A 21,458-nucleotide genomic window follows, 5' to 3' on the forward strand; every position below is an offset into this window, starting at 1 on the left:
AGCCTCCTTTATACCCAGTCAACAAAAAACATATGATCCTTATATTGACAGGATTTCACTTTACTGAAATTAAGGGGCTGTTTCCAGTATGCACTGATCGTCATAAAATACATGTAATTGAAGTCTTTTGTATCAATGCCTTTCAGCGTCCTCTTAGTCCCATTTGTCACATATTCATTAAAAATCTTCATCGCTTCACTGGCTGCCTGATAAGCAAGCTCCCTGTTATCAAACTGCCCATTCAGACGTTTCAAAAGTACTCCATTTGTCACAACTGAATACTGTGGGAATGTGGTGCCATGGTACAGCACATAACGTACACTGGATGGAAACTCCCTGTCTGCCTTAATGGTGCGGTTCAGCACGGTAAGTACTACAGCTTCCATACCTACCAGCCCCTGATTGCCAGCCTCAGACTCACAGAAAGCTGCCAACAGATCCAGATCAGACTTTTCTCCGTTAGCAACACCCGGATGGCTTAAGTATTCCTTCATTACTGTATAATTTCTGGCATTTTTCTCATCATAGACAATCATGGTCTTATCATTGGCAACCACATTTGGAGCAGCAACCTGAGAAGCAACGCCGCTGGAACTGAACTTATAAGATATACCGTCGATCACTGCTGTTGTATTGGTATACATAACCCCTTTGGAATTAAAATAATATGTTTTGCCATTTAATGTAAGCCAACCGGTCTGTGCACGTCCATCCGTTGGATTAAAATAATATTTCTTCTTTGAAATGGTGTAAAAGCCCTTCTGGTAACGGAAGCCTGTTGATTTTACAAAATAGTAATATGCTCCATCTACCTTCTGAAGACCGGTATACATAAAACCGCTCTTTGGGCTGAAATACCGGGCATGCTGTTTGGAATTCACTACCCAGCCTGTAGCCATACGGCCGGAACCGGAAAAGTACCGCTTCCTGCCGGAAACAGTTACCCATCCCTTCAGCATGGCACCTGTGTTCTTTTTAAAATAATACCGGTATCCATTGGCATCTTTCATCCATCCAGTAACCATACGTCCGTTTGCAGGGGAAAAATAACGTGTGATCCCAGACTTGTCCTTTACAAAGCCGGTGGCCATGATCCCTTTGCCCATGGAAAAGTACCGTACTCTCCGGCCCTTACTGTCTAACTGCCAGCCCTTTACCTGTACCCCTGTTTTCTTATTGAAATAATATTTCTTTCCGTTCAGGTTCAGCCAGCCTTTATGCTTCTTGCCGCTGTCATCTATGTAGTATGTTTTCCCTTTTACTGTACGAAATCCCTTGGCAGCAGCCTTTACTTCCCCTGCTCCCATTTGTAATGTGAGTACTGCAGCAAATACCGCTAACAGCACCAGTAAAAAATGATTCCTGGAAGATTTTTTTGCTTTTTCACTCATATCCGTCTCTCCGTTTGTCAAATTATGTCGATTTCATTTCAAAGATTACAAAGTTGTTAAATTTCTTTCATTATATCCTAATATAATAAATCTGTCAATTCATTGTAATTATGTTGCTGTGCACAGGTGTAATTATGATTCACACAAATCTTGTCCTGTTCATAAGATGAAGTGTAAACAATTTCTGGAGGATTTTAACATGAGTGATTTAGCAGCTACCAACTGTGGATGTTCTGAGGAAAGATCCGGATGCGGATGTGGATGTGACAACGGATGCGGATGCAACAACAACGGATGCGGATGTGGCAACAATGGATGCGGATGCGGCAACAATGGATGCCTGGGCTTCAACAACCTGAACAACGGAAACTGTAATTGCATACTCTGGCTCATCATCATACTTTGCCTTAGCGGATGCAATGGTTATGGAAACAACTGCAATGGATGCGGCAGTAATGACTGCAGCTGGCTGATCATTGTACTTTTGCTCCTGTCAGGCTATGGCGGATGCGGATGTGGATGCTGATCATTCCTGTCCTTGGGGCGCTTAATGCGCCCCTTTTGTCTGCCGGTTTCTCTCTTTTTCCCGTTCCTCCTGATCCTTTCTTTTTTGTTCCACACATTCCAGATCTATTTCATAAAAGGCAGTTCCATCAAAAATAATTCGCTGCCTGCCATTCTCTTTCTTTTCCATATCGATCTCCTGCTTTCATTCTTTCTATCAGTTTATGTCACAGGCCGCTGTCCTGTCATATTTTAATAATAAAATCATAAATTAGTAAAGATCACGGGGCAGATCTGCCCCTATTTAAGGAGGTTTTAAATGGATCAAAACTGGAAAGACAACCCTAAACTGTCACAATTAGACCGTGGGAAATTAGATATGCTTTCCCAACTGGCCATGCAGGGAGCAGGGAAAAGCCCTTCCCAGATGCTGCCTTACATCATGAGTGCAGCTGCCCGGGGAAAGCAGGCAGGTATGAATTTTTCAGATAATGAGATTGATACCATCATACAGGTACTAAAAATTGGAAAAAGCCCGGAAGAAATCCGGAAACTGGATCAGGTAATACAACTTATGAAAATGATAAAATGAATATAAAAACAGCCATGAACCAATTCCTGATGTTCATGGCTGAATCATTTTACTCAGATTTTGAAATACCTTCCATCATGCATTCACGTAAAAAAGCAAGAGCATGTGCAGTTGCCTGCTGTCGGATCTTGGTGCGGTTCCCTGTGAAATGGAACTCCCGTGTAACAACCTTGCCATTATAACAACAGCCCATAAATACAGTGCCCACAGGTGTTTCCTTTGTGCCTCCGTCAGGGCCTGCCAGCCCTGTAATAGAAAGGCAGATGTCAGCCTCTGCCGCATTACATCCTCCCTTTGCCATTTCCTTTGCGCATTTGGCTGAAACAGCACCTTCCAGCTTCAGTGTGGCTTTCTTTACGCCAAGGCATTTTCTCTTGGCACGATTACTGTATGTGACAAAACCATGGGTAAATACCTGGGATGCACCTGGCACATTCACGATCCTGGCTGCAATCTCTCCACCTGTGCAGGACTCAGCCAATGCAAGTGTGAGCTGCTGGTCACGAAGCATATCTACCACCGCTTCTTCCAGTGTTTTCTCTGCCTCAGTTGCAAATATATTCCTACCAAACCTGCGTTTCAGTTCCCTTACCACAGGCTTGATCAGCTTTTTGCCTTCCTTCTCGTCAGACGCCTTTGCAGTGATCCGCAAATGTACTTCACCTATTTTTGCATAAGGTGCAATGGTAGGATTGGTCTGTGCCTGGATCATATCCTGAATATCCTCTGCCACCTGGCTCTCGCCAATCCCGCAGATCTTCACTACCTGGGAGTAAATGATTTCCGGCTGTTTTTTGCGGAGATAAGGATAAACCTCCTCTGTAAACATAGGCTTTAATTCTACCGGAGGTCCGGGAAGCAAAATGGCAATCTTACCATCCTTCTCAAGGATCAGCCCCGGAGCTGTCCCATTGTGATTATCCAGTACAAGTGCCCCCTCTGGAATGAGTGCCTGCTTATAGTTATTCGATGTGATGCGGCGCTGGGAATTATTTTTCTTATATTCTTTCATATAGCGCTCGATGCGCTCCCTGGAATGTGCATCCTCAACAAGAGGCATCCCCATCACTTCAGCTGTTACCTCTTTGGTAAGGTCATCCTCTGTAGGTCCAAGACCACCGGTAAGGATCACAACATCAGACCGGTCCAGTGCCGTACGGATCACTGCCTTCATCCGTTCTTCATTGTCTCCTACCACACTCTGATAATATACAGTCAGACCAAGGTTTGCACATTCCACTGCCAGATATGCACTGTTGGTATTCACAATATTACCAAGCAATATCTCGGTTCCTACCGTTACAATCTCTGCAATCATATTTTTTCCTTTCGCAGTTATTATTCCTGCATGGATAATACGTTCTTATTCTCCATAATGTAAGTCAACAGTGAGATAATCGTCAATGCCAGTGATATCCATACAAAACCACGGGCAAGAATGTGAAAGATGCCATCAAAGTTCAGGATCAGCAAAATGATCATGATCATCTGAGCGGTTGTCTTGAATTTGCCCCAATAATTGGCTGCGATCACTACTCCGTTCTCAGCTGCGATCAGGCGGAACCCACTGATAATAAATTCTCTGGCGATGATGATGATCACAATCCAGGCCTCCAGACGGTTCAATTCCACCATACAGATCAGGGAAGAGCATACCAGAAGCTTATCAGCCAGAGGATCCATAAACTTTCCAAAATTCGTAACAAGATTATTCTTTCTTGCAAGATGACCGTCCATCCAGTCCGTAATGCTGGCTCCTACAAAAATAACAAGACAGATATAGCGGTTCGCAGCACCTCCCCAGCCTGTAAGGCTGAACAGGACAAAAAACGGCACCATGATCATTCTTGCAACCGTAAGTTTATTCGGTATATTCATCTTCCAATTCTCCTATCAAGTCATATTCCAATGCACCGGTGATCCGTACATTCACAAAATCTCCTGTTACCAGAAGCTCTCCTGTCTGCACAAAAATATAGCCATCTACCTTTGGCGCATCTCCATAAGTCCTGCCTATATAAGCACTTTCTCCTGAAATCTGACCTTCGATCATCACAGATACTACCTGCCCGACCCTCTGCTGGCCCTTTTCCAGGGATATTTCCTGCTGAAGCTCCATCAGCTGATCTTTTCTTTCTTCCTTTAATTCTTCGGGGATCTGTCCCTCCATGGAAGCAGCTGGTGTATCTTCTTCCTGAGAGTAAGTGAAAACTCCCAGACGGTCAAATTCCATCTGATCCACAAAATCCATCAGTTCCTGATGGTCTTCTTCTGTTTCTCCCGGAAATCCGGTGATCAGCGTAGTGCGAAGGATAATATCAGGAATCTCACTGCGAAGCTTCTCTATGATCTCCACCAATTCTGCTTTTGTTGTCCTGCGGCCCATTCTTTTCAGAACAGGATCGCTGGCATGCTGGATTGGAAGATCTAGATAATTACATATCTTTTCTTCTTCCTTCATTACCTGGATCAACTCATCATAAATCTCTTCCGGATAGCAATACAGAATACGTATCCATCTGATTCCCTGAATCTTACAAAGCTCTTTCAGAAGGATATGAAGAGATTTCTTACCATAAAGATCTTTGCCATATACTGTAGTCTCCTGGGCTACAAGAATCAGTTCCTTCACACCCTGTTCTGCCATATCCATAGCCTGCTTAAGAAGGCGTTCCATAGGAACACTACGGTACCTGCCACGCAATTTGGGGATAATGCAGTAAGTGCAGTGCTTATCACAGCCTTCTGCAATCTTCAGATATCCATAATGACCACCTGTAGTAAGCACACGCCTGCCCAGATCTTCCGGCAGATAGTCAATGTCTTTAAATTCCTGGAAATGTTTTCCGGCTTTTGCGGCTTCCATTGCCTTCAGGATCTCCCCATAAGAAGTAGTACCAAGAACGGCGTCTACCTCTGGAATCTCCTGAATAATTTCTTCTTTATAGCGCTGTGCCATACATCCTGTAACGATCAAAACTTTACAGGAACCGGCTTTCTTATATTCTGCCATTTCAAGGATCGTATTCACACTTTCCTCTTTGGCGTCTCCGATAAAGCAGCAGGTATTTACAATAATAGCATCTGCCATTGTCTCATCGTCAACAATCTCATGACCATTCCTGGTAAGAAGCCCCAGCATTTCTTCTGAGTCCACCAGATTCTTGTCACATCCCAGGGAAACAAATAATAATTTCATATAATCATGCCTCTTCTGACAAAGACTCCTCTGCAGAAGCAGTATTCTCCTCTTTTGATGTCTCTGTTGCTGTCTCTTCTGCTGCAGCTGCTTCTTCCTCATCCTCATGCTTGCCAGGAAGGATCTTTACTTTTCCTTTGTAAAGTTCATCAATAGCAATGGCCAGAGGTTTCTTTCCGGCTGCTCCTTCTACAAGTGGTTTGGATCCGGCGATCAGCTGGCGTGCACGCTTACTGGTAGCAAGTACCAGAGAATAACGGCTGTTCAGAACCATGCTCTCGTCGTCGTCTTCGTTATTTGTATTGATTGCCTCGATTAATTCTGAATAAGATGGATGAATCATATCTATCCTGCTCCTTTTTATAATTTTATATTGTAAAGTCATTCTCCTGTCCTGACATAGTCCGGACAGGTTCAAACCTTTCACACCTGTAATACGTAAATGTCTGTGATCTTATCTTATCTTATCATATTGCACTTTTCAGCCCAGCTGACTGGCCTCCTTACGAAGTTCCTGGATAAAACCAAGATTCCGGCTGATCCGGCTGTGTTCGCTTTGGATGATCCTGTGAAGCTCATCCACACAGATTTCCAACTCATCATTTAAAAGAAGATAATCATATTCCTCCACACCCTGGGATTCTTCTGCTGCCCTGTGAAGACGGCTCTCGATCACCTGAGGTGTTTCTGTACCTCTGCCAACAAGACGGTTTTTCAGCTCTGCCATAGATGGAGGTGCAATAAAGATCAGCAATGCTTCCGGATTCTTTGCTTTGATTTTGCGGGCTCCCTGAATCTCGATCTCAAGGATTACATCCTTACCTGCATTTAGCTGTTCTTCTACATAGGCACGGGGCGTCCCGTAATAATTCTTTACATACTGGGCATATTCAATGAGGGCATCCTTTTGGATCAGCTCCTCAAATTCTTCCCTTGTACGGAAGAAATATTCTTTTCCATCTTGCTCTCCCGGTCTGGGGGACCTGGTGGTAACAGAAACAGACAATGCATAATTGTCATATTTTTCCATCAGACGTTTCATTACAGTGCCTTTTCCAGCACCAGAAAATCCAGATACTACAACAAGTATCCCTTTACTCATGGTTCTCTCCCCTGCTTTCATATTCATATACTTCTGCAAATCTTCTGGCAATGGTATCTGGCTGTAATGCCGACAATACAAGGTAATCATCCGATGTGATGATCACTGCTTTTGTCTTTCGTCCCTGTGTGGCATCGATCAGTGAACGGGTGCCTTTGATACTTTGCACCATCCGCTTCACAGGTGCTGCATCCGGGCTTACAACTGCAACAATCTTCTGGGAATTTACCACATTACCAAAACCAATATTAATTAATTTTGCCATAAAACAAATCTCCAGGTTCTTTACTCAATGTTCTGAATCTGCTCACGGATCTTTTCGATCTCTGTTTTCAAATCAATGGCAATATCTGATATCACAAGATCACTGGACTTGGAAAGAATGGTATTGGCTTCCCGGTTCATCTCCTGTGCCATAAAATCCAGCTTACGTCCAATACCTTCGGACTCCTCCAGCATTTTCCTCATCCCGGCAATATGGCTGTGAAGCCGTACTGTCTCTTCATCATTACAGATCTTATCAGAAAACATCACAACCTCAGCTGCGATCCTGGCATCATCAAACTGGGTATCTGCCAGAAGTTCATGAACCTTAGCCTCCAGTTTCTCTTTGTAAGCATCTACTACAAGGGGAGAGCGCTGCTCTACTATCGTCACCTTCTCATCCAGCCCCTGCAGCTTCAAAACCAGATCATTCTTCAGGTGCTCGCCTTCACGTTCCCTGGCTGCAACAAACTTCTCACATGCCTCCATAAGAGGCTGTTCAAGACAGTTCCATAACTCCTCTTCATCCAGTGACTGCTCCTCCATAGTAAAAACATCCGGATATCTGGAAAGTGCAGACACCTTCATGTCGTAGTCCAGACCAAAATCCTGTGCCATTTCTTTCAGATAGCCAAGATATTCCGCTGCCAGTTCTCTGTTATACTTCAGTGATCCCTGGCTCAAGGTATAATCTTCATAGGAAATAAATACATCTACCTTGCCTCTCTGAATATATTTCTTCAGAAGATTTCGCACAGTACTCTCCAGAAAGCTAAGCTTTCTGGGCATCTTTATACTCAGGTCAAGATATCTGTGGTTTACAGATTTTAACTCAACTGTTATTTTTCTTTCTTTCGTGATAACTTCGGCTCGTCCGAAGCCAGTCATGCTTTTTATCATTGTCTTTCTTTTCTTCCTCCGAACATATAGATTTATTATAATTCATTCAATAACCCTAGTCAAACCCTTTTTTTACGTGTATACTAAAGTAAGTGCACAAACAAAGCATTAAGGCTGTTGGAAGCTTGCTTCCATAAAGACTTAAGGATTTGTTTGTATATGCGACGCAGTCGCGACCGAGCAAATCTCTGATTTGCGAGGTACACTTACTTTTGTTTTTGATTTTATTCCCTCTGAAAGGAGTTTTTCATATGGCATTTGACGGCATCACCATTGCAGCAATGGTAAAAGAACTGAACACCAGCCTGAAAGGCGGCAGGATCAACAAAATCGCCCAGCCTGAAAGCGACGAGCTGCTGATCACAGTCAGAGGCCAGGATGGCCAGAAGCGGCTGCTGCTCTCCGCTTCCCCATCCCTGCCTCTGCTTTACTTTACATCTAAGAACCGTATCAGCCCCCTTACTGCTCCCAATTTCTGCATGCTTTTACGGAAGCATATCGGCAGTGCGCGGATCACAGATATTACACAGCCTGGCATGGAACGTGTAGTACAGTTCCACCTGGAACATTTAAATGAATTAGGAGATGTATGCCATAAAATACTGATCATGGAGCTTATGGGCAAACACAGCAACCTGATCTTCTGCGATGACAAGGGTATGATCCTGGACAGCATCAAACATGTTTCTTCCAATATGAGTTCTGTCCGCGAAGTCCTTCCAGGCCGTGAATACTTTATTCCCAAAACCCAGAACAAGCTGGATCCGCTTACCATCACAGAAGAAGAATTTATAGCCGGCATCTGCCCAAAGCCACTTCCGGCGGCCAAAGCCATTTATTCATCCCTTACAGGGATCAGTCCTGTTATGGCTCAGGAAGTCTGCTTCCGTGCATCTATTGACGGAAATGATTCCATGCAGTCTCTTAATGAAGCTGCACGCACTCATCTTTACCATACCTTTGCAAGGATCATGGATCAGGTAAAAGAAGGCAGTTTTACCCCTAATATTATTTTCCGGGGGGATGAACCTGTGGAATACGGAGTGCTGGATTTCCAGCAATATGGGCCGGAATACCATAGCGTATCCTTTGACAGCGTTTCCCAGATGCTGGAAACCTACTATGCCTCCAGGGATCTGATCACAAGGATCCGTCAAAAATCTGCTGATCTTCGCAGGATCGTCCAGACAGCCTTGGAACGCAACCGCAAAAAGCTGATGCTTCAGCAAAAACAGATGAAGGATACTGAGAAAAAAGACAAATACAAGATATATGGTGAATTGATCAACACCTATGGTTATGGTCTGGAAGAAGGTGTAAAATCATTTAAAGCTTTGAATTACTATACCAATGAGGAAATTACCATTCCTTTGGATCCTCAACTTACCCCTCAGGAAAATTCCAAAAAGTATTTTGACCGGTACCAGAAGCTGAAACGCACCCAGGAGGCACTTGAAGAACAGATCAAGGAAACCACGGAAGAGATACAGCATCTGGAATCTATTTCCAATGCATTAGATATTGCCCGCGAGGAAAGTGATCTATCCCAGATCAAAGAGGAACTGACAGAATTTGGTTATATCAAAAAGCATTATACCTCCAAAAAAGGTGCCAAAATGCAGACAAAATCCAAACCTTTCCATTACATATCCAGTGACGGGTATGACATCTATGTGGGAAAGAACAATTATCAGAATGATGAACTGACTTTCAAATTCGCATCCGGAAACGACTGGTGGTTCCATGCAAAGAAAATGCCAGGTTCCCACGTAGTAGTCAAAACAAAGGATGGTACTCTTCCGGACCGCACCTTTGAAGAAGCCGGCAGTCTGGCCGCCTATTATTCTCAGGGCCGTACTGCCCCTAAAGTAGAAATCGATTACCTGCAAAAGAAAAATGTAAAAAAACCAGCTGGCGCAAAGCCAGGATTTGTGGTATATTACACCAACTATTCTCTGATGGCTGTTCCGGATATTTCTTCTTTTTCCGAAGCATAATTCTTTTAGAACAAGCACATTGGTTCAAATACAAAGGAGTTTCATTTTATGAGTATACTAAACGTAGAACATTTGACCCATGGTTTTGGAGACAGAGCCATCTTTCATGATGTGTCCTTCCGCCTTTTAAAAGGGGAGCACATTGGCCTTGTAGGTGCTAACGGCGAGGGCAAATCTACTTTTTTCAATATTGTTACAGGAAAACTGATGCCTGATGAAGGTAAGATAGAATGGTCCAAAAATGTACGGATCGGTTATCTGGACCAGCACTCTGTACTTTTGGCAGGAATGACCATTGAAGATGTATTAAAATCTGCATTTTCCTGGCTTTTCCAGATGGAAGAACGAATGAACAGTATCTGTGATCAGCTAGGGGATGCGTCTCCGGAAGAAATGGAAAATCTGATGGAAGAGCTTGGTACTATCCAGGATACCCTGACTCTTCATGATTTTTACGTAATAGATGCAAAGGTTGAGGAAGTTGCCCGGGCACTGGGGCTTCTGGAGCTTGGCCTTGACCGGGATGTAACGGATCTTAGCGGTGGTCAGCGTACAAAGGTTCTGCTTGCCAAGCTTCTTCTGGAAAAGCCGGATATCCTGCTTCTTGACGAGCCTACCAACTATCTGGATGTAGAGCATATTGCCTGGCTGAAGCGCTACCTTCAGGATTATGAAAATGCTTTTATCCTGATTTCCCATGACATTCCTTTCCTGAATGATGTGATCAATCTGGTTTATCATATGGAAAATCAGGAGCTGAACCGTTATGTTGGAGATTATACCCATTTCCAGGAAGTATATGAAGTAAAAAAAGCCCAGCTGGAAGCTGCTTACCGAAAACAGCAGCAGGAAATCAGCGAGCTTAAGGATTTTGTTGCCAGAAATAAAGCAAGAGTGGCCACCAGAAATATGGCCATGTCCAGGCAGAAAAAGTTAGATAAAATGGATCTTATCCAGCTTGCCGCAGAGAAACCCAAGCCGGAATTTCACTTTAAAGCAGGGCGCACACCAGGTAAATATATTTTTGAAACTAAAGACCTTGTGATCGGATACGACGAGCCCTTATCCAAGCCCCTTACCATTTCTATGGAAAGAGGGCATAAAATCGCTCTTACCGGTGCGAACGGAATCGGTAAAACTACACTTTTAAAAAGCATCCTGGGTCTGATCCCGCCCCTTTCCGGTTCCTGCGAATTAGGGGACAACCTGCAGATCGGATACTTTGAACAGGAAGTAAAGGGCGACAATAAGACTACCTGCATTGATGAGATCTGGGCAGAATTCCCATCCTATACCCAGTATGAAGTGCGTTCTGCACTGGCCAAATGCGGACTTACCACCAAACACATTGAAAGCCAGGTTCGTGTACTCAGTGGTGGAGAACAGGCAAAAGTCCGCCTGTGCAAGCTTGTCAATAAAGAAACCAATGTGCTGCTTCTTGACGAGCCTACCAATCATCTGGATGTGGACGCAAAAGAGGCCCTGAAACAGAGCCTTCTTGAATATCGGGGAAGTATCCTGCTTATCTGTCATGAACCGGAATTCTACCAGGATATTGTTTCTCAGGTATGGGACTGCAGCAAGTGGACCACAAAGATCTTGTGATCCGCTCCTGTGTATCTGCTGCATCCTTAATATTTCTTATACACTTCATAACGATTAATGCCGGGATTATTTTCCCGGCATTCTTATCGTAACATTATTTTCTTGCTTTTCCAAGATAAGCAGCCTTTACGGAATCATTCTCAGACAGTTCCTTACCGGTTCCTGACAACGTGATCCGTCCTGTTTCCATAACATACCCATGATGTGCTGCATTTAATGCCATGTTCGCATTCTGCTCCACCAAAAGGATTGTCTTACCCTGACGGTTGATCTCACGGATAATATCAAACACTCCACGTACAACAATAGGCGCCAGTCCAAGGGAAGGCTCATCCATCATGATCACATCCGGGCGGCTCATCAATGCCCTTGCAATAGCAAGCATCTGCTGCTCTCCTCCGGAAAGAGTACCTGCCAGCTGCCAGCTTCTTTCTTTCAGTCTTGGGAACAGGTCATAACACCAGCGGATATCTTCATCCAGGCTATCCTTTCTTAGGTAAGCTCCAACCTTCAGGTTCTCAAGCACCGTCAAGTCGGCAAAAACCCTTCTTCCTTCCGGCACAAGGGTAATCCCCTGGGATACAATACTTTCCGGTGTTTTTCCGGCGATTTCCTTTCCATTAAGAAGAACACTGCCAAGGGTAGGTTTCACAAGACCTACAATGGAACGAAGTGTAGAGCTTTTCCCTGCACCGTTGGCTCCGATCAGTGTAACTACTTCACCTTTCGGAACTACAAAGCTGATATCTTTTACTGCCTGGATGCCTCCATAGGAAACACACAGTCCTTTTACTTCCAGTACATTACTCATCTGCTGCACCTCCCAGGTAAGCATCAATTACCCGCTGATTATTCTGAATCTCTTCCGGAACACCTTCAGCAATAGGCTTTCCAAAATCAAGCACATAAATTCTGTCGGAAATCTCCATAACCAGATCCATGTGATGCTCGATCATAAAAATAGTAAGTCCAAAATTATCACGGATTTCTCCAATAAAAGCCGTCAATTCATCGGTTTCCTGTGGGTTCATACCTGCTGCAGGCTCATCCAGAAGAAGCAGGCTTGGATTAGTGGCCAGCGCCCTGGCAATTTCCAGTCTTCTCTGTTTTCCATAGGGAAGAGAGGTAGCCATCTCATTCCTCTCATCTTTTAAACCTACAATTTCCAACAGATGAGTTGCATCCTCCCGCATCTTTTGCTCTTCTTTTCCGTTCAGGTGGAAAGTGGCAGTAAAAAGATTACTGGTTCTTCTCAAATGTTTTGCAATGAGAATGTTCTCAAATACTGTCTGGCTTTTAAAAAGGCGGATGTTCTGGAAGGTCCTTGCAATTCCAAGCTGTGTGATCTTATCCGGGGTAGGTGCAAGCACATGAGTATATTTGCCTGCATTCTGTCCCTGGTATAATTTCTTCATTTTACCCTGTGGATGATTTTCAATGATCTTCTTTCCATTAAAATATACAGCCCCATTGGTTGGTGCGTAAACACCGGTGATCACATTAAAAGCCGTTGTTTTCCCTGCACCATTAGGACCGATCAGGGAAACGATCTCACCTTTATCTACAACAATATTCATATTATCAACTGCAACCACACCGCCAAACTGCATCGTTGCATTTTCTACTTTCAGCACATGTTCACTCATTGGAGTTTCCTCCCTTTTTCCTTATTGGATTTTCGCACAAAAAAGTTCCGGATCCCTGCCACTGAAAACTCTTTTGTTCCCATGATACCCTGTCGGAAGAATAGTACAATGATCATAATGATAATAGAAAATACAACCTTTCGGAAACCAGACCGAAGAAGGGGTACATGGAAATCCCCGATATAAGTATCATTATCCAAAAATCTAAGGATCCACTCAGAGCAGGTAATAAACAGGAAGGAACTGATACAGCTTCCTGTCACAGAGCCAATACCTCCGATTACAACGATCAGCAGGATCTCATAAGTCATTGCAGACTTGAACATGGAAGCCTGGATGGTTGTCTGGTACATAGCAAGAAGGGCACCTGAGATCCCTGCAAAAAAGGAACTGACTGTAAAAGCGATCCTTTTATGATGGGCCAGATTGATTCCCATAGCCTCTGCTGCTATCTCATCATCACGAATGGCCTTAAATGCTCTTCCGTAAGTAGAATTGATCAGCATCACGATCACAGCAATACAGATCCCTGATACAATAAACGGGAACAGCACACTTTTGAACGTAGGATAGCTTCTCAAAAGGTTGGAACCATTGGTAAGTGGTCCCAGCTTATCCCACTGGAACACTGCGCGGATGATCTCGGCAAAACCAAGTGTGGCAATTGCCAGATAATCACTTTTCAGACGAAGTACAGGAAGACCGATCAGGTATGCAAAAATAGCAGCTACCACACCGGCAGCCAGGATGCCTATAGCCACAGGAACTGCAAACTGTACGATGCCGCCATCAAAATACTGGTAAACGCTTTCTCTTTGTTCTGTCGGAATGGTAAGGATCCCGTATGTATATGCACCCAGAAGCATGAAGCCTGCCTGCCCAAGGGAAAACAGACCTGTAAAACCGTTTAACAGGTTCATGGAAACAGCAACCAGTGCGTAAATAGCACCTTTTTTAAGGACTGTAAAAATCATGTCTGTAGGATTCATCAGCTGTTCCATAATGTATAAAATCACAAGAAGTCCTGCAATCAGGGCAACATTTATGATCGTTTCTTTTTTCTTTGTCATAATATCCCCTCCTTTTCAGACTTTATCTGTGACTTTCTCACCAAACAAACCTGTTGGCTTGGCAATCAGAATAACGATCAGCAGTGCAAAGGTAAATGCATCCGAAAAGGTGGTCATACCCATTCCTTTAATGATATTCTCGCAGATACCAATGATAAAAGCTCCGATCACGGCTCCCGGGATAGAGCCAATCCCACCAAATACAGCGGCAACAAAGGCCTTCAGCCCAGGCATAGCACCAGATGTAGGAACAACTCCTGTATAATTAGAAAAATACAGAAGACTGGCAACTGCTGCAAGAAATGATCCAATAATAAAAGTCATGCTGATCACGGAATTAATCTTAATTCCCATAAGCTGGGAGGTTTCAAAATCCTTGGATGCTGCACGCATTGCCATACCGATCTTTGTTTTCTTGATTAGAAATACCAGTGCAAAAACAAGAACAATGGTAAGGATCGGTGTGATCACAGTAACTCTTTTTGTAACAGATCCGAAAATCTCAATCGTGTCACTGATCCACGGAATTGCCGGATACTGCTGTGCCAAGCCTCCTGTAATATAAAGGGCCAGGTTCTGGAGAAGATAAGAAACTCCGATAGCAGAAATCATGATCGACATCCTGGGCGCCTGGCGAAGAGGTTTGTAAGCAACACGTTCAATAAGAAAACCAATAATAACAGTGGCTACGATCATAATGGGGATCGATATGTAAATAGGCAGTGAAGCTGATAAGTAAACCATGATCAGACCTGCTACCATAAAAATATCACCATGTGCAAAGTTGATCAGACGCAGAATACCATAAACCATTGTATATCCAATGGCAATCAGGGCATACTGTCCGCCTACAGAAATACCTGCCAGAAAATATGGCAGATTCTGATTGAACCATTCCATAGAGGAATCCTCCTTTTTCGTTACAGTATTTTTCCATTTAGCACAGGAAAGGCGGGAACTTGTACCCCGCCTCCTGTGCTATCAAATTCATCAAGTCCTGAAGTTATTATTCTACACCCTGCTCACCAACAAAGTCCCATGCTCCAGTCTCAGTGTTAGCAGTTTTTACATATGCGGTATCTCTCTGCGCATCTCCGTTTTCAGAATCAAACTGTACATTTCCACATACACCTTCATAAGTCACATCCCACAGTGCCTCATTTACTTTAGCCGGATCAGCGGAGCCTGCAGCCTTCAGTGCTTCCAGTGCCACGTAATATGCATCATAACCCATTGCAGATACAGCTGCGATCGTATCATCACCACCGTTGTTTGCCAGGTTCTTGGAATCAGAATTGATAAATTCTTTCATGCCATTATCAAAATCTTCGTTACCGCCCTCCTGATAGAAGGTTGTTACATATACCTGTACATCCTTGCCTTCTGCAGCTTTCAGGATAACATTAGAATCCCAGGTATCACCTGCAAGAAGAGGAAGATCCAGTCCCTGTGCTGCTGCCTGCTCAATGATCAGTGCTGCTGCCTCTGTAGAGGTAGGTGCAAAGAATACGTCTGCGCCTGCATTCTTAGCAGATGTGATATAAGATGTGAAATCACTATTTCCATCTGGGAAGGTTTCCTCAACGACTTCACCGCCAAGATCTTCAAAAGCTTTTGTAAAGTAATGTCCAAGCCCTGCGGAATAATCATCTCCCAACTTCGTAAGAACATATGCTTTCTTTGCCTCAAATTTGTCTTTTGCAAAGTTAGCAAGAACAGTGCCCTGGAATGGATCCAGGAAACAGATACGGAAATAATGAGTATTTCCCTGAGTTACCTGTGGATTGGTGCAGGTAACTCCCAATGCAGGAACACCGCCATCTTTGAAAATATCAGATGCTGCAATGGATACGCCTGAACCATAAGATCCAAGAACGATGGATACTCCGTCACTTACCAGGGTGGAAGCTGCGGAAGGACCTTTATCTGTAGAGGATTCATTGTCAACAATATCAAGTTCCACATTATATTCTTTGCCGTCGATCTCAACGGTAGGTGTTTCACTGTTGGCATACTGGATACCAAGTGTTTCCTGCTTGCCACCTGCTCCATTGTCTCCGGATGCCGGCTCATAAACACCGATCTTTACTGTGTCTGCTGCAAATGCAGGTACGGCTGCGCTAAATACAGTTGCTGCAGCTACTACAGCTGTCATCATTACGGATACTATTTTTTTCTTCATAATTCATTCTCCTCCTTTTTTGTCCCTATAGCAAAGACGTTTGTCTTTACTTCTCGTACATTTTCTGAAATTATACCACGCTTTTATGCTTTAATCAAGTAAAACTTTATCAGCATGGCATATTTTTTTAAATGTAATATAATCGCATTCAAGTGATGCCCATACAGATCATTCATACCTTCTGAATACGAAAAAAGGCGCAGGAGAGATCTCTCCGGCGCCTTTGCCTTTTGATGTATTATACAGCCTGCGTTTTTAAAATGCAAGTATTTTTTTTTCTATTGATTGCAATTTACATATTGCATTTTTTCACAGCAGTAATTTTATTTCATTACAAAATTGATGATCTTCTTGGGAACGTAGATTTCCTTGATCACATTACCTGTAAGCTTGCCTTCCAGTGCTTCACGGCCTTTTGCCAGTGCATCCTCCTTGGAGCTGTCTGCAGAAATACTGATAACAACACGGGTCTTTCCATTGATCTGAACCGGTACCTCTACCTCGTCATCTTTCATTGCTTCCTCATCATGCTCCGGCCACTGTGCATGGAAAACAGAATCCTCATGTCCAAGCTTTTCCCAGATTTCTTCGGCCACATGGGGCACAAAAGGAGCCAGAAGGATGGTCATTGTTTCAATCGTCTCTTTATCCACTGCTCCATCAGCATTCTTGGACAGTTCGATCAGCTTGTTGTTATACTCCATGAATTTGGAAATAACTGTATTCAGGCTGAAGCTTTCCAGACGCTGCGTGATGTCATAAACCAGTTTATGGCGTACTTTTATCATCTCTTTGGTTGCAGGAACATCTTTCTCAATACTGTCAAGGGCAAGATTCCAGAATCTCTTCAGGAATTTGGATACACCATCAATACCTCTGTCATCCCACTCAGCATCCAGTTCCGGCGGTCCTACGAACAGCTCATACATTCTCAGAGAATCACAGCCATAATCTCTTACAAGATCATCCGGCGATACAACATTACCCTTAGATTTACTCATCTTGATCCCATTCTTGCCAGTGATCATACCCTGGTTGAACAGTTTCTTAAATGGCTCATCAAAGTCAATTGCCCCGATATCATACAGGAACTTGGTGTAGAATCTGGAATACAAAAGGTGAAGGACTGCATGCTCCACACCACCGATATACATATCAACTGGCAGGTACTTGTCTGCCTTTTCTTTGGATACCAGCTCTTTATCATTCTTATTATCTACATAACGAAGGAAATACCAGGAAGAACCGGCCCACTGCGGCATGGTATTTGTTTCTCTCTTTGCAGGTGCGCCGCAGCATGGGCAAGTAGTATTTACCCACTCGTCAATTGCAGCCAGTGGAGACTCTCCTGTGCCAGTAGGCTGATAGCTTTCTACCTCCGGCAGGCGCAGGGGCAGCTGATCTTCCGGAACCGGCACTGCTCCGCACTTCGGGCAATGAACGATAGGGATCGGCTCACCCCAGTAACGCTGACGGGAGAATACCCAGTCACGCAGCTTATAATTCACAGTCTTACGGCCAAAGCCTTTCTTCTCGATCATCTCCGGAGCTTCTTTTTTCAGTACAGAAGACTCCATGCCATTCCAGTCACCGGAATTGATCATTGTGCCTACCGCATCTGTGTAGGCTTCTGTCATATTTTCGATCTCTTTACCGTCTTTTGCAATAACCTGGACAATAGGCAGACCGAACTTCTTAGCAAACTCAAAATCACGGTCATCATGGGCAGGTACACACATAATGGCACCTGTACCATAATCTGCAAGTACATAATCAGACAACCAGATGGGTACCTTCTTCCCATTTAACGGATTGATGGCATAGCTTCCTGTAAATACGCCAGTCTTCTCTTTGTCCTGCATACGGTCAACATTGGATCTCATGGAAGAATCAAAGATATACTTCTCCACTGCCTCTCTTGTCTCATCCGTTGCAAGGGATTTGGCAAGGGCGTGTTCAGGTGCAAGAACCATAAATGTAGCGCCATGAAGAGTATCCGGTCTTGTTGTATAAACAGTGATCTTCTCATCTCTTCCATCGATGGGGAATTCCACCTCTGCGCCATAAGACTTGCCGATCCAGTCTGTCTGCATCTTCTTAACCTTTTCCGGCCAGTCAAGCTTATCCAGGTCATTTAACAGACGGTCCGCATATTTGGTGATCCGCAGCATCCACTGACGAAGATTCTTCTTGGTAACAGGAGCACCACATCTTTCACAGCAGCCATTTACTACCTCTTCATTTGCAAGTCCTGTCTTACAGGAAGGGCACCAGTTAATTGGGAATTCCTTCTCATAAGCAAGGCCTTTCTTAAACATCTGGACAAAGATCCACTGAGTCCATTTGTAGAAATTAGGATCTGTGGTATTTACTTCCATATCCCAATCGTAAATTGCTGCGATATCATTGATCTGACGCTTAATGTTCTTAACATTGGAAGCTGTGGAAATTGCCGGATGAACCCCCATCTTGATCGCATAGTTCTCAGCCGGAAGACCAAATGCATCCCATCCCATAGGATGGATCAGATAATATCCCTGGAGCATTTTGTAACGGCTCCATACATCAGAAATAACATATCCTCTCCAATGGCCTACATGAAGACCATTTCCGGATGGATATGGAAACATATCCAGACAATAGTATTTGGGCTTTTTGCCATCGTTCACATTAATGGGCTTTTCTTCCCATTTGGTGCGCCATTTAGCTTCAATGGCTCTGTGATTATAAGGTGCAGCCATAATTTATTCCTCCTGAATCATTTAAACTAATAGAAAAACTTATAAAACTAGATTTTAGTCTATCATATGAAACAACAATGTCAAGTAAAATTCCCCTGACTGCTGTTCTTTTGTGTATGCAATCTGCGGAATCAGCGGTTATTGATTGCTGTAACAAGGGCATCAATGGATGCATGGATAATATCCGGATCCACACCTGCACCCCATGCCATGGTTCCATCCGGCTTCTTGATTCCCACATAGGCAATTGCCTTGGAGCTTGAACTTTTTTCCAATGCATGCTCCTGATATACTTCCAGAGAATACTTCAGTTCGTATGCTTTCTTTAATGCATTGCTGACAGCATCCAGACGTCCGTTACCAATTGCTTCTGTGATAATCGTCTTTCCTTTGAAGGTTGATGTAACTCTGGTGGAAATTCCATTTTCTGTCTGCTGGAAATGAACCTCATGAATACTATATGGCTCAACTACATTTTCATAGGTTCTCTTAAACAGTCCGAAGATTTCATCCGGATGGAGCTCTTTATGCAGATGGTCGGATACAGCTTTGGCTGTATAACCCATAGCCTCACGCATTTTCGGTGGAAGATTCAGACCGTACTTGGTTTCCAGGATATAACCTACGCCGCCTTTTCCGGACTGGCTGTTAATACGGATAACATCTGCATCATAATTACGTCCCACATCTGTAGGATCAATAGGCAGATAAGGCACTGTCCAATGGTTAGGATCTTTTTCCTCGATCCAGTGCATTCCTTTTGCAATGGCATCCTGATGGGATCCGGAGAATGCAGCAAATACAAGTGCTCCGCTGTATGGGCTTCTTTCATTGATGTGCATTCCTGTACATGCCTCATAGACCTCACATACGTGTGGCATGTCAGAGAAATCAAGCCCCGGATCCACACCCTGGGAATACATATTCATGGCCAATGTAACAATATCCACGTTACCGGTACGCTCTCCATTTCCAAAAAGAGTACCCTCGATTCTGTCTGCCCCTGCCAGAATACCCATCTCTGTATCCGCCACACCACAGCCTCTGTCATTATGAGGATGAAGGGATACTATCACATTATCTCTGTACTTCATATGTTTACACATATACTCTACCTGACTTGCATATACATGAGGCATTGCCAGTTCTACTGTTACAGGCAGATTGATAATGCATTTATTATCTGGTGTAGGCTGCCATACATCCAGAACTGCATTGCAGACTTCAAGGGCATATTCCGGCTCTGTGCCGGTAAAGCTTTCCGGGCTGTACTCAAACTGGAAATTGCCTTCTGTTTCATCAGCAAGTTCTTTTAACAGTCTGGCACCATCTACAGCAATTTTCAGTACCTCTTCTTTTGACTTTTTAAATACCTGTTCCCTCTGTGCAACAGATGTGGAATTGTAAACATGTACAATGGCCTTTGGTGCACCTTTCACTGCTTCAAAGGTCTTTCGGATAATATGCTCTCTTGCCTGTGTCAGTACCTGGATGGTTACATCTTCAGGAATCAGATTCTGATCGATCAGTGTGCGCAGGAAAGTATATTCTGTTTCAGATGCAGCAGGAAATCCTACTTCGATCTCTTTAAAACCAATCTGTACAAGCAACTTGAAAAACTCCACCTTCTGATCAAGACTCATAGGGATCACCAGCGCCTGGTTGCCATCACGAAGATCTACAGAACACCATGCAGGAGCCTTATCAACATACTCCTTTTTCGTCCAATCCAGACATACTTCCGGTGGCATATAATACTGTTTCTGATATTTACCTGGGTTCATCATCTTATTATTTCCTCCATTTCTTTTTCTCTTTGTCATTATTAATGAAACAAAAAAATCTTCCATCTTCTGCATTTCTGCAAGAGACGAAAGATCTGATCATCTACGCGGTACCACTCTTATTTCATGAATAAAATTCATACACTCACTGGATACGGAACGAAAATTCATCCTTATATCCATTCCATGTAACGGTGGATACCGTCTGCTCCTACTCTCCATAACACTCTGATATGTATAATAAATGTCAGGCTTTGGGATCAGCTGCTCCGAGGCGAGTTCCATAAATTCCATCCGCTGCTTTCCACCAGCCAGCAGCTCTCTGTGCTTCGGTTCCTTATGTACTATTCCTCATCTGTGCATTTAAACTATGAAATTATGATCAAGAGTCAAAATATCTCTAACTCTTGAAGTCTTTATCACTATACACCAGAAAAGTGTAAAAATCAAGCATTTTATTTTTTTATAGATAGATGATACA

Annotated in this window: 20 protein-coding genes and 1 other annotated feature; of the genes, 4 read left to right on the forward strand and 16 right to left on the reverse strand. The window is 43.6% G+C overall.

From position 1 onward, the window contains the following. Nucleotides 1–8: 8 nt before the first annotated feature. On the reverse strand, nucleotides 9–1,391 hold the full coding sequence (locus tag G5B11_RS01440; protein ID WP_244092882.1) for an N-acetylmuramoyl-L-alanine amidase family protein: 1,383 nt from the start codon (nucleotides 1,389–1,391) through the stop codon (nucleotides 9–11). A 199-nt stretch (nucleotides 1,392–1,590) separates the two neighbouring features. On the opposite strand from G5B11_RS01440, the gene G5B11_RS01445 reads away from it, so the two are divergent. Next, a complete protein-coding gene (locus tag G5B11_RS01445; RefSeq protein ID WP_173726612.1) occupies nucleotides 1,591–1,917 on the forward strand; it encodes a hypothetical protein in 327 nt (108 codons plus the stop codon). Nucleotides 1,918–1,938: 21 nt separating this feature from the next. Here G5B11_RS01445 and G5B11_RS01450 read toward each other — a convergent pair whose 3' ends face one another. Continuing rightward, the gene (locus G5B11_RS01450; protein ID WP_173726613.1) at nucleotides 1,939–2,085 is read right to left on the reverse strand and encodes a hypothetical protein; all 147 of its coding nucleotides are present in this window, start codon (nucleotides 2,083–2,085) and stop codon (nucleotides 1,939–1,941) included. Nucleotides 2,086–2,214: 129 nt separating this feature from the next. Here G5B11_RS01450 and G5B11_RS01455 point away from each other — a divergent pair, with 129 nt between their 5' ends. Further along, nucleotides 2,215–2,487, forward strand: a complete 273-nt coding sequence (locus G5B11_RS01455; RefSeq protein WP_173726614.1) for a hypothetical protein — start codon at nucleotides 2,215–2,217, stop codon at nucleotides 2,485–2,487. A 49-nt stretch (nucleotides 2,488–2,536) separates the two neighbouring features. Here the strand turns inward: G5B11_RS01455 and G5B11_RS01460 are convergent, their stop codons facing one another. From G5B11_RS01460 to G5B11_RS01490, 7 genes are all read right to left on the reverse strand, one after another. Next, the gene (locus G5B11_RS01460) at nucleotides 2,537–3,805 is read right to left on the reverse strand and encodes a competence/damage-inducible protein A (protein ID WP_173726615.1); all 1,269 of its coding nucleotides are present in this window, start codon (nucleotides 3,803–3,805) and stop codon (nucleotides 2,537–2,539) included. A 20-nt stretch (nucleotides 3,806–3,825) separates the two neighbouring features. Continuing rightward, nucleotides 3,826–4,365 (reverse strand): CDP-diacylglycerol--glycerol-3-phosphate 3-phosphatidyltransferase, encoded by a 540-nt coding sequence (gene pgsA / locus G5B11_RS01465; protein ID WP_158420322.1) that lies wholly within the window; start codon nucleotides 4,363–4,365, stop codon nucleotides 3,826–3,828. After that, entirely contained in the window at nucleotides 4,349–5,686 is a 1,338-nt protein-coding gene (gene rimO, locus G5B11_RS01470; RefSeq protein WP_173726616.1) for a 30S ribosomal protein S12 methylthiotransferase RimO, read from the reverse strand. The genes pgsA and rimO overlap by 17 nt, the downstream gene beginning before the upstream one ends. Nucleotides 5,687–5,690: 4 nt before the next feature. Beyond that, nucleotides 5,691–6,029: a DNA-directed RNA polymerase subunit omega gene (gene rpoZ, locus G5B11_RS01475; protein WP_158420320.1), complete on the reverse strand. Its 339-nt coding sequence runs from the start codon at nucleotides 6,027–6,029 to the stop codon at nucleotides 5,691–5,693. A gap of 138 nt (nucleotides 6,030–6,167) precedes the next feature. Next, on the reverse strand, nucleotides 6,168–6,788 hold the full coding sequence (gmk, locus tag G5B11_RS01480; RefSeq protein ID WP_173726617.1) for a guanylate kinase: 621 nt from the start codon (nucleotides 6,786–6,788) through the stop codon (nucleotides 6,168–6,170). Further along, nucleotides 6,781–7,053, reverse strand: a complete 273-nt coding sequence (locus tag G5B11_RS01485) for a DUF370 domain-containing protein (protein WP_158420318.1) — start codon at nucleotides 7,051–7,053, stop codon at nucleotides 6,781–6,783. The genes gmk and G5B11_RS01485 overlap by 8 nt, the downstream gene beginning before the upstream one ends. A 20-nt stretch (nucleotides 7,054–7,073) precedes the next feature. Beyond that, nucleotides 7,074–7,952: a YicC/YloC family endoribonuclease gene (locus G5B11_RS01490; RefSeq protein ID WP_173726618.1), complete on the reverse strand. Its 879-nt coding sequence runs from the start codon at nucleotides 7,950–7,952 to the stop codon at nucleotides 7,074–7,076. Nucleotides 7,953–8,203: 251 nt separating this feature from the next. On the opposite strand from G5B11_RS01490, the gene G5B11_RS01495 reads away from it, so the two are divergent. Together G5B11_RS01495 and G5B11_RS01500 are read left to right on the forward strand one after the other, a co-directional pair. Beyond that, nucleotides 8,204–9,949: an Rqc2 family fibronectin-binding protein gene (locus tag G5B11_RS01495; RefSeq protein ID WP_173726619.1), complete on the forward strand. Its 1,746-nt coding sequence runs from the start codon at nucleotides 8,204–8,206 to the stop codon at nucleotides 9,947–9,949. A gap of 48 nt (nucleotides 9,950–9,997) precedes the next feature. Further along, complete coding sequence (locus G5B11_RS01500; protein ID WP_158420315.1) at nucleotides 9,998–11,554, forward strand: ABC-F family ATP-binding cassette domain-containing protein; 1,557 nt, start codon at nucleotides 9,998–10,000, stop codon at nucleotides 11,552–11,554. A gap of 94 nt (nucleotides 11,555–11,648) precedes the next feature. On the opposite strand, the gene G5B11_RS01505 is transcribed toward G5B11_RS01500, so the two are convergent. The 7 genes from G5B11_RS01505 to G5B11_RS01535 all read right to left on the reverse strand — a co-directional run bounded on the left by G5B11_RS01505 (nucleotide 11,649) and on the right by G5B11_RS01535 (nucleotide 20,980). After that, complete coding sequence (locus G5B11_RS01505; RefSeq protein WP_158420314.1) at nucleotides 11,649–12,365, reverse strand: ABC transporter ATP-binding protein; 717 nt, start codon at nucleotides 12,363–12,365, stop codon at nucleotides 11,649–11,651. Further along, nucleotides 12,358–13,200 carry an ABC transporter ATP-binding protein gene (locus G5B11_RS01510; protein WP_158420313.1) on the reverse strand — a complete coding sequence of 281 codons (843 nt, stop codon included), beginning with the start codon at nucleotides 13,198–13,200 and terminating at the stop codon, nucleotides 12,358–12,360. Before G5B11_RS01510 ends, G5B11_RS01505 begins: the two co-directional genes overlap by 8 nt. Then, nucleotides 13,197–14,270, reverse strand: coding sequence for a branched-chain amino acid ABC transporter permease (locus tag G5B11_RS01515; RefSeq protein ID WP_173726620.1), 1,074 nt, complete (start codon nucleotides 14,268–14,270; stop codon nucleotides 13,197–13,199). The genes G5B11_RS01510 and G5B11_RS01515 overlap by 4 nt, the downstream gene beginning before the upstream one ends. Nucleotides 14,271–14,285: 15 nt before the next feature. Further along, a complete protein-coding gene (locus G5B11_RS01520; protein ID WP_158420311.1) occupies nucleotides 14,286–15,170 on the reverse strand; it encodes a branched-chain amino acid ABC transporter permease in 885 nt (294 codons plus the stop codon). Nucleotides 15,171–15,276: 106 nt separating this feature from the next. After that, on the reverse strand, nucleotides 15,277–16,452 hold the full coding sequence (locus tag G5B11_RS01525) for an ABC transporter substrate-binding protein (protein ID WP_173726621.1): 1,176 nt from the start codon (nucleotides 16,450–16,452) through the stop codon (nucleotides 15,277–15,279). Nucleotides 16,453–16,775: 323 nt separating this feature from the next. Beyond that, the gene (leuS, locus tag G5B11_RS01530; RefSeq protein ID WP_158420309.1) at nucleotides 16,776–19,193 is read right to left on the reverse strand and encodes a leucine--tRNA ligase; all 2,418 of its coding nucleotides are present in this window, start codon (nucleotides 19,191–19,193) and stop codon (nucleotides 16,776–16,778) included. A gap of 131 nt (nucleotides 19,194–19,324) precedes the next feature. After that, complete coding sequence (locus G5B11_RS01535) at nucleotides 19,325–20,980, reverse strand: 2-isopropylmalate synthase (RefSeq protein WP_173726622.1); 1,656 nt, start codon at nucleotides 20,978–20,980, stop codon at nucleotides 19,325–19,327. Between the two features lie 76 nt (nucleotides 20,981–21,056). Then, nucleotides 21,057–21,344, reverse strand: a binding site (T-box leader). Nucleotides 21,345–21,458 lie beyond the last annotated feature (114 nt).

Origin of the sequence: Blautia glucerasea (assembly GCF_013304385.1) — a bacterium.
Taxonomy (GTDB): Bacteria; Bacillota; Clostridia; order Lachnospirales; family Lachnospiraceae; genus Blautia_A; species Blautia_A ammoniilytica.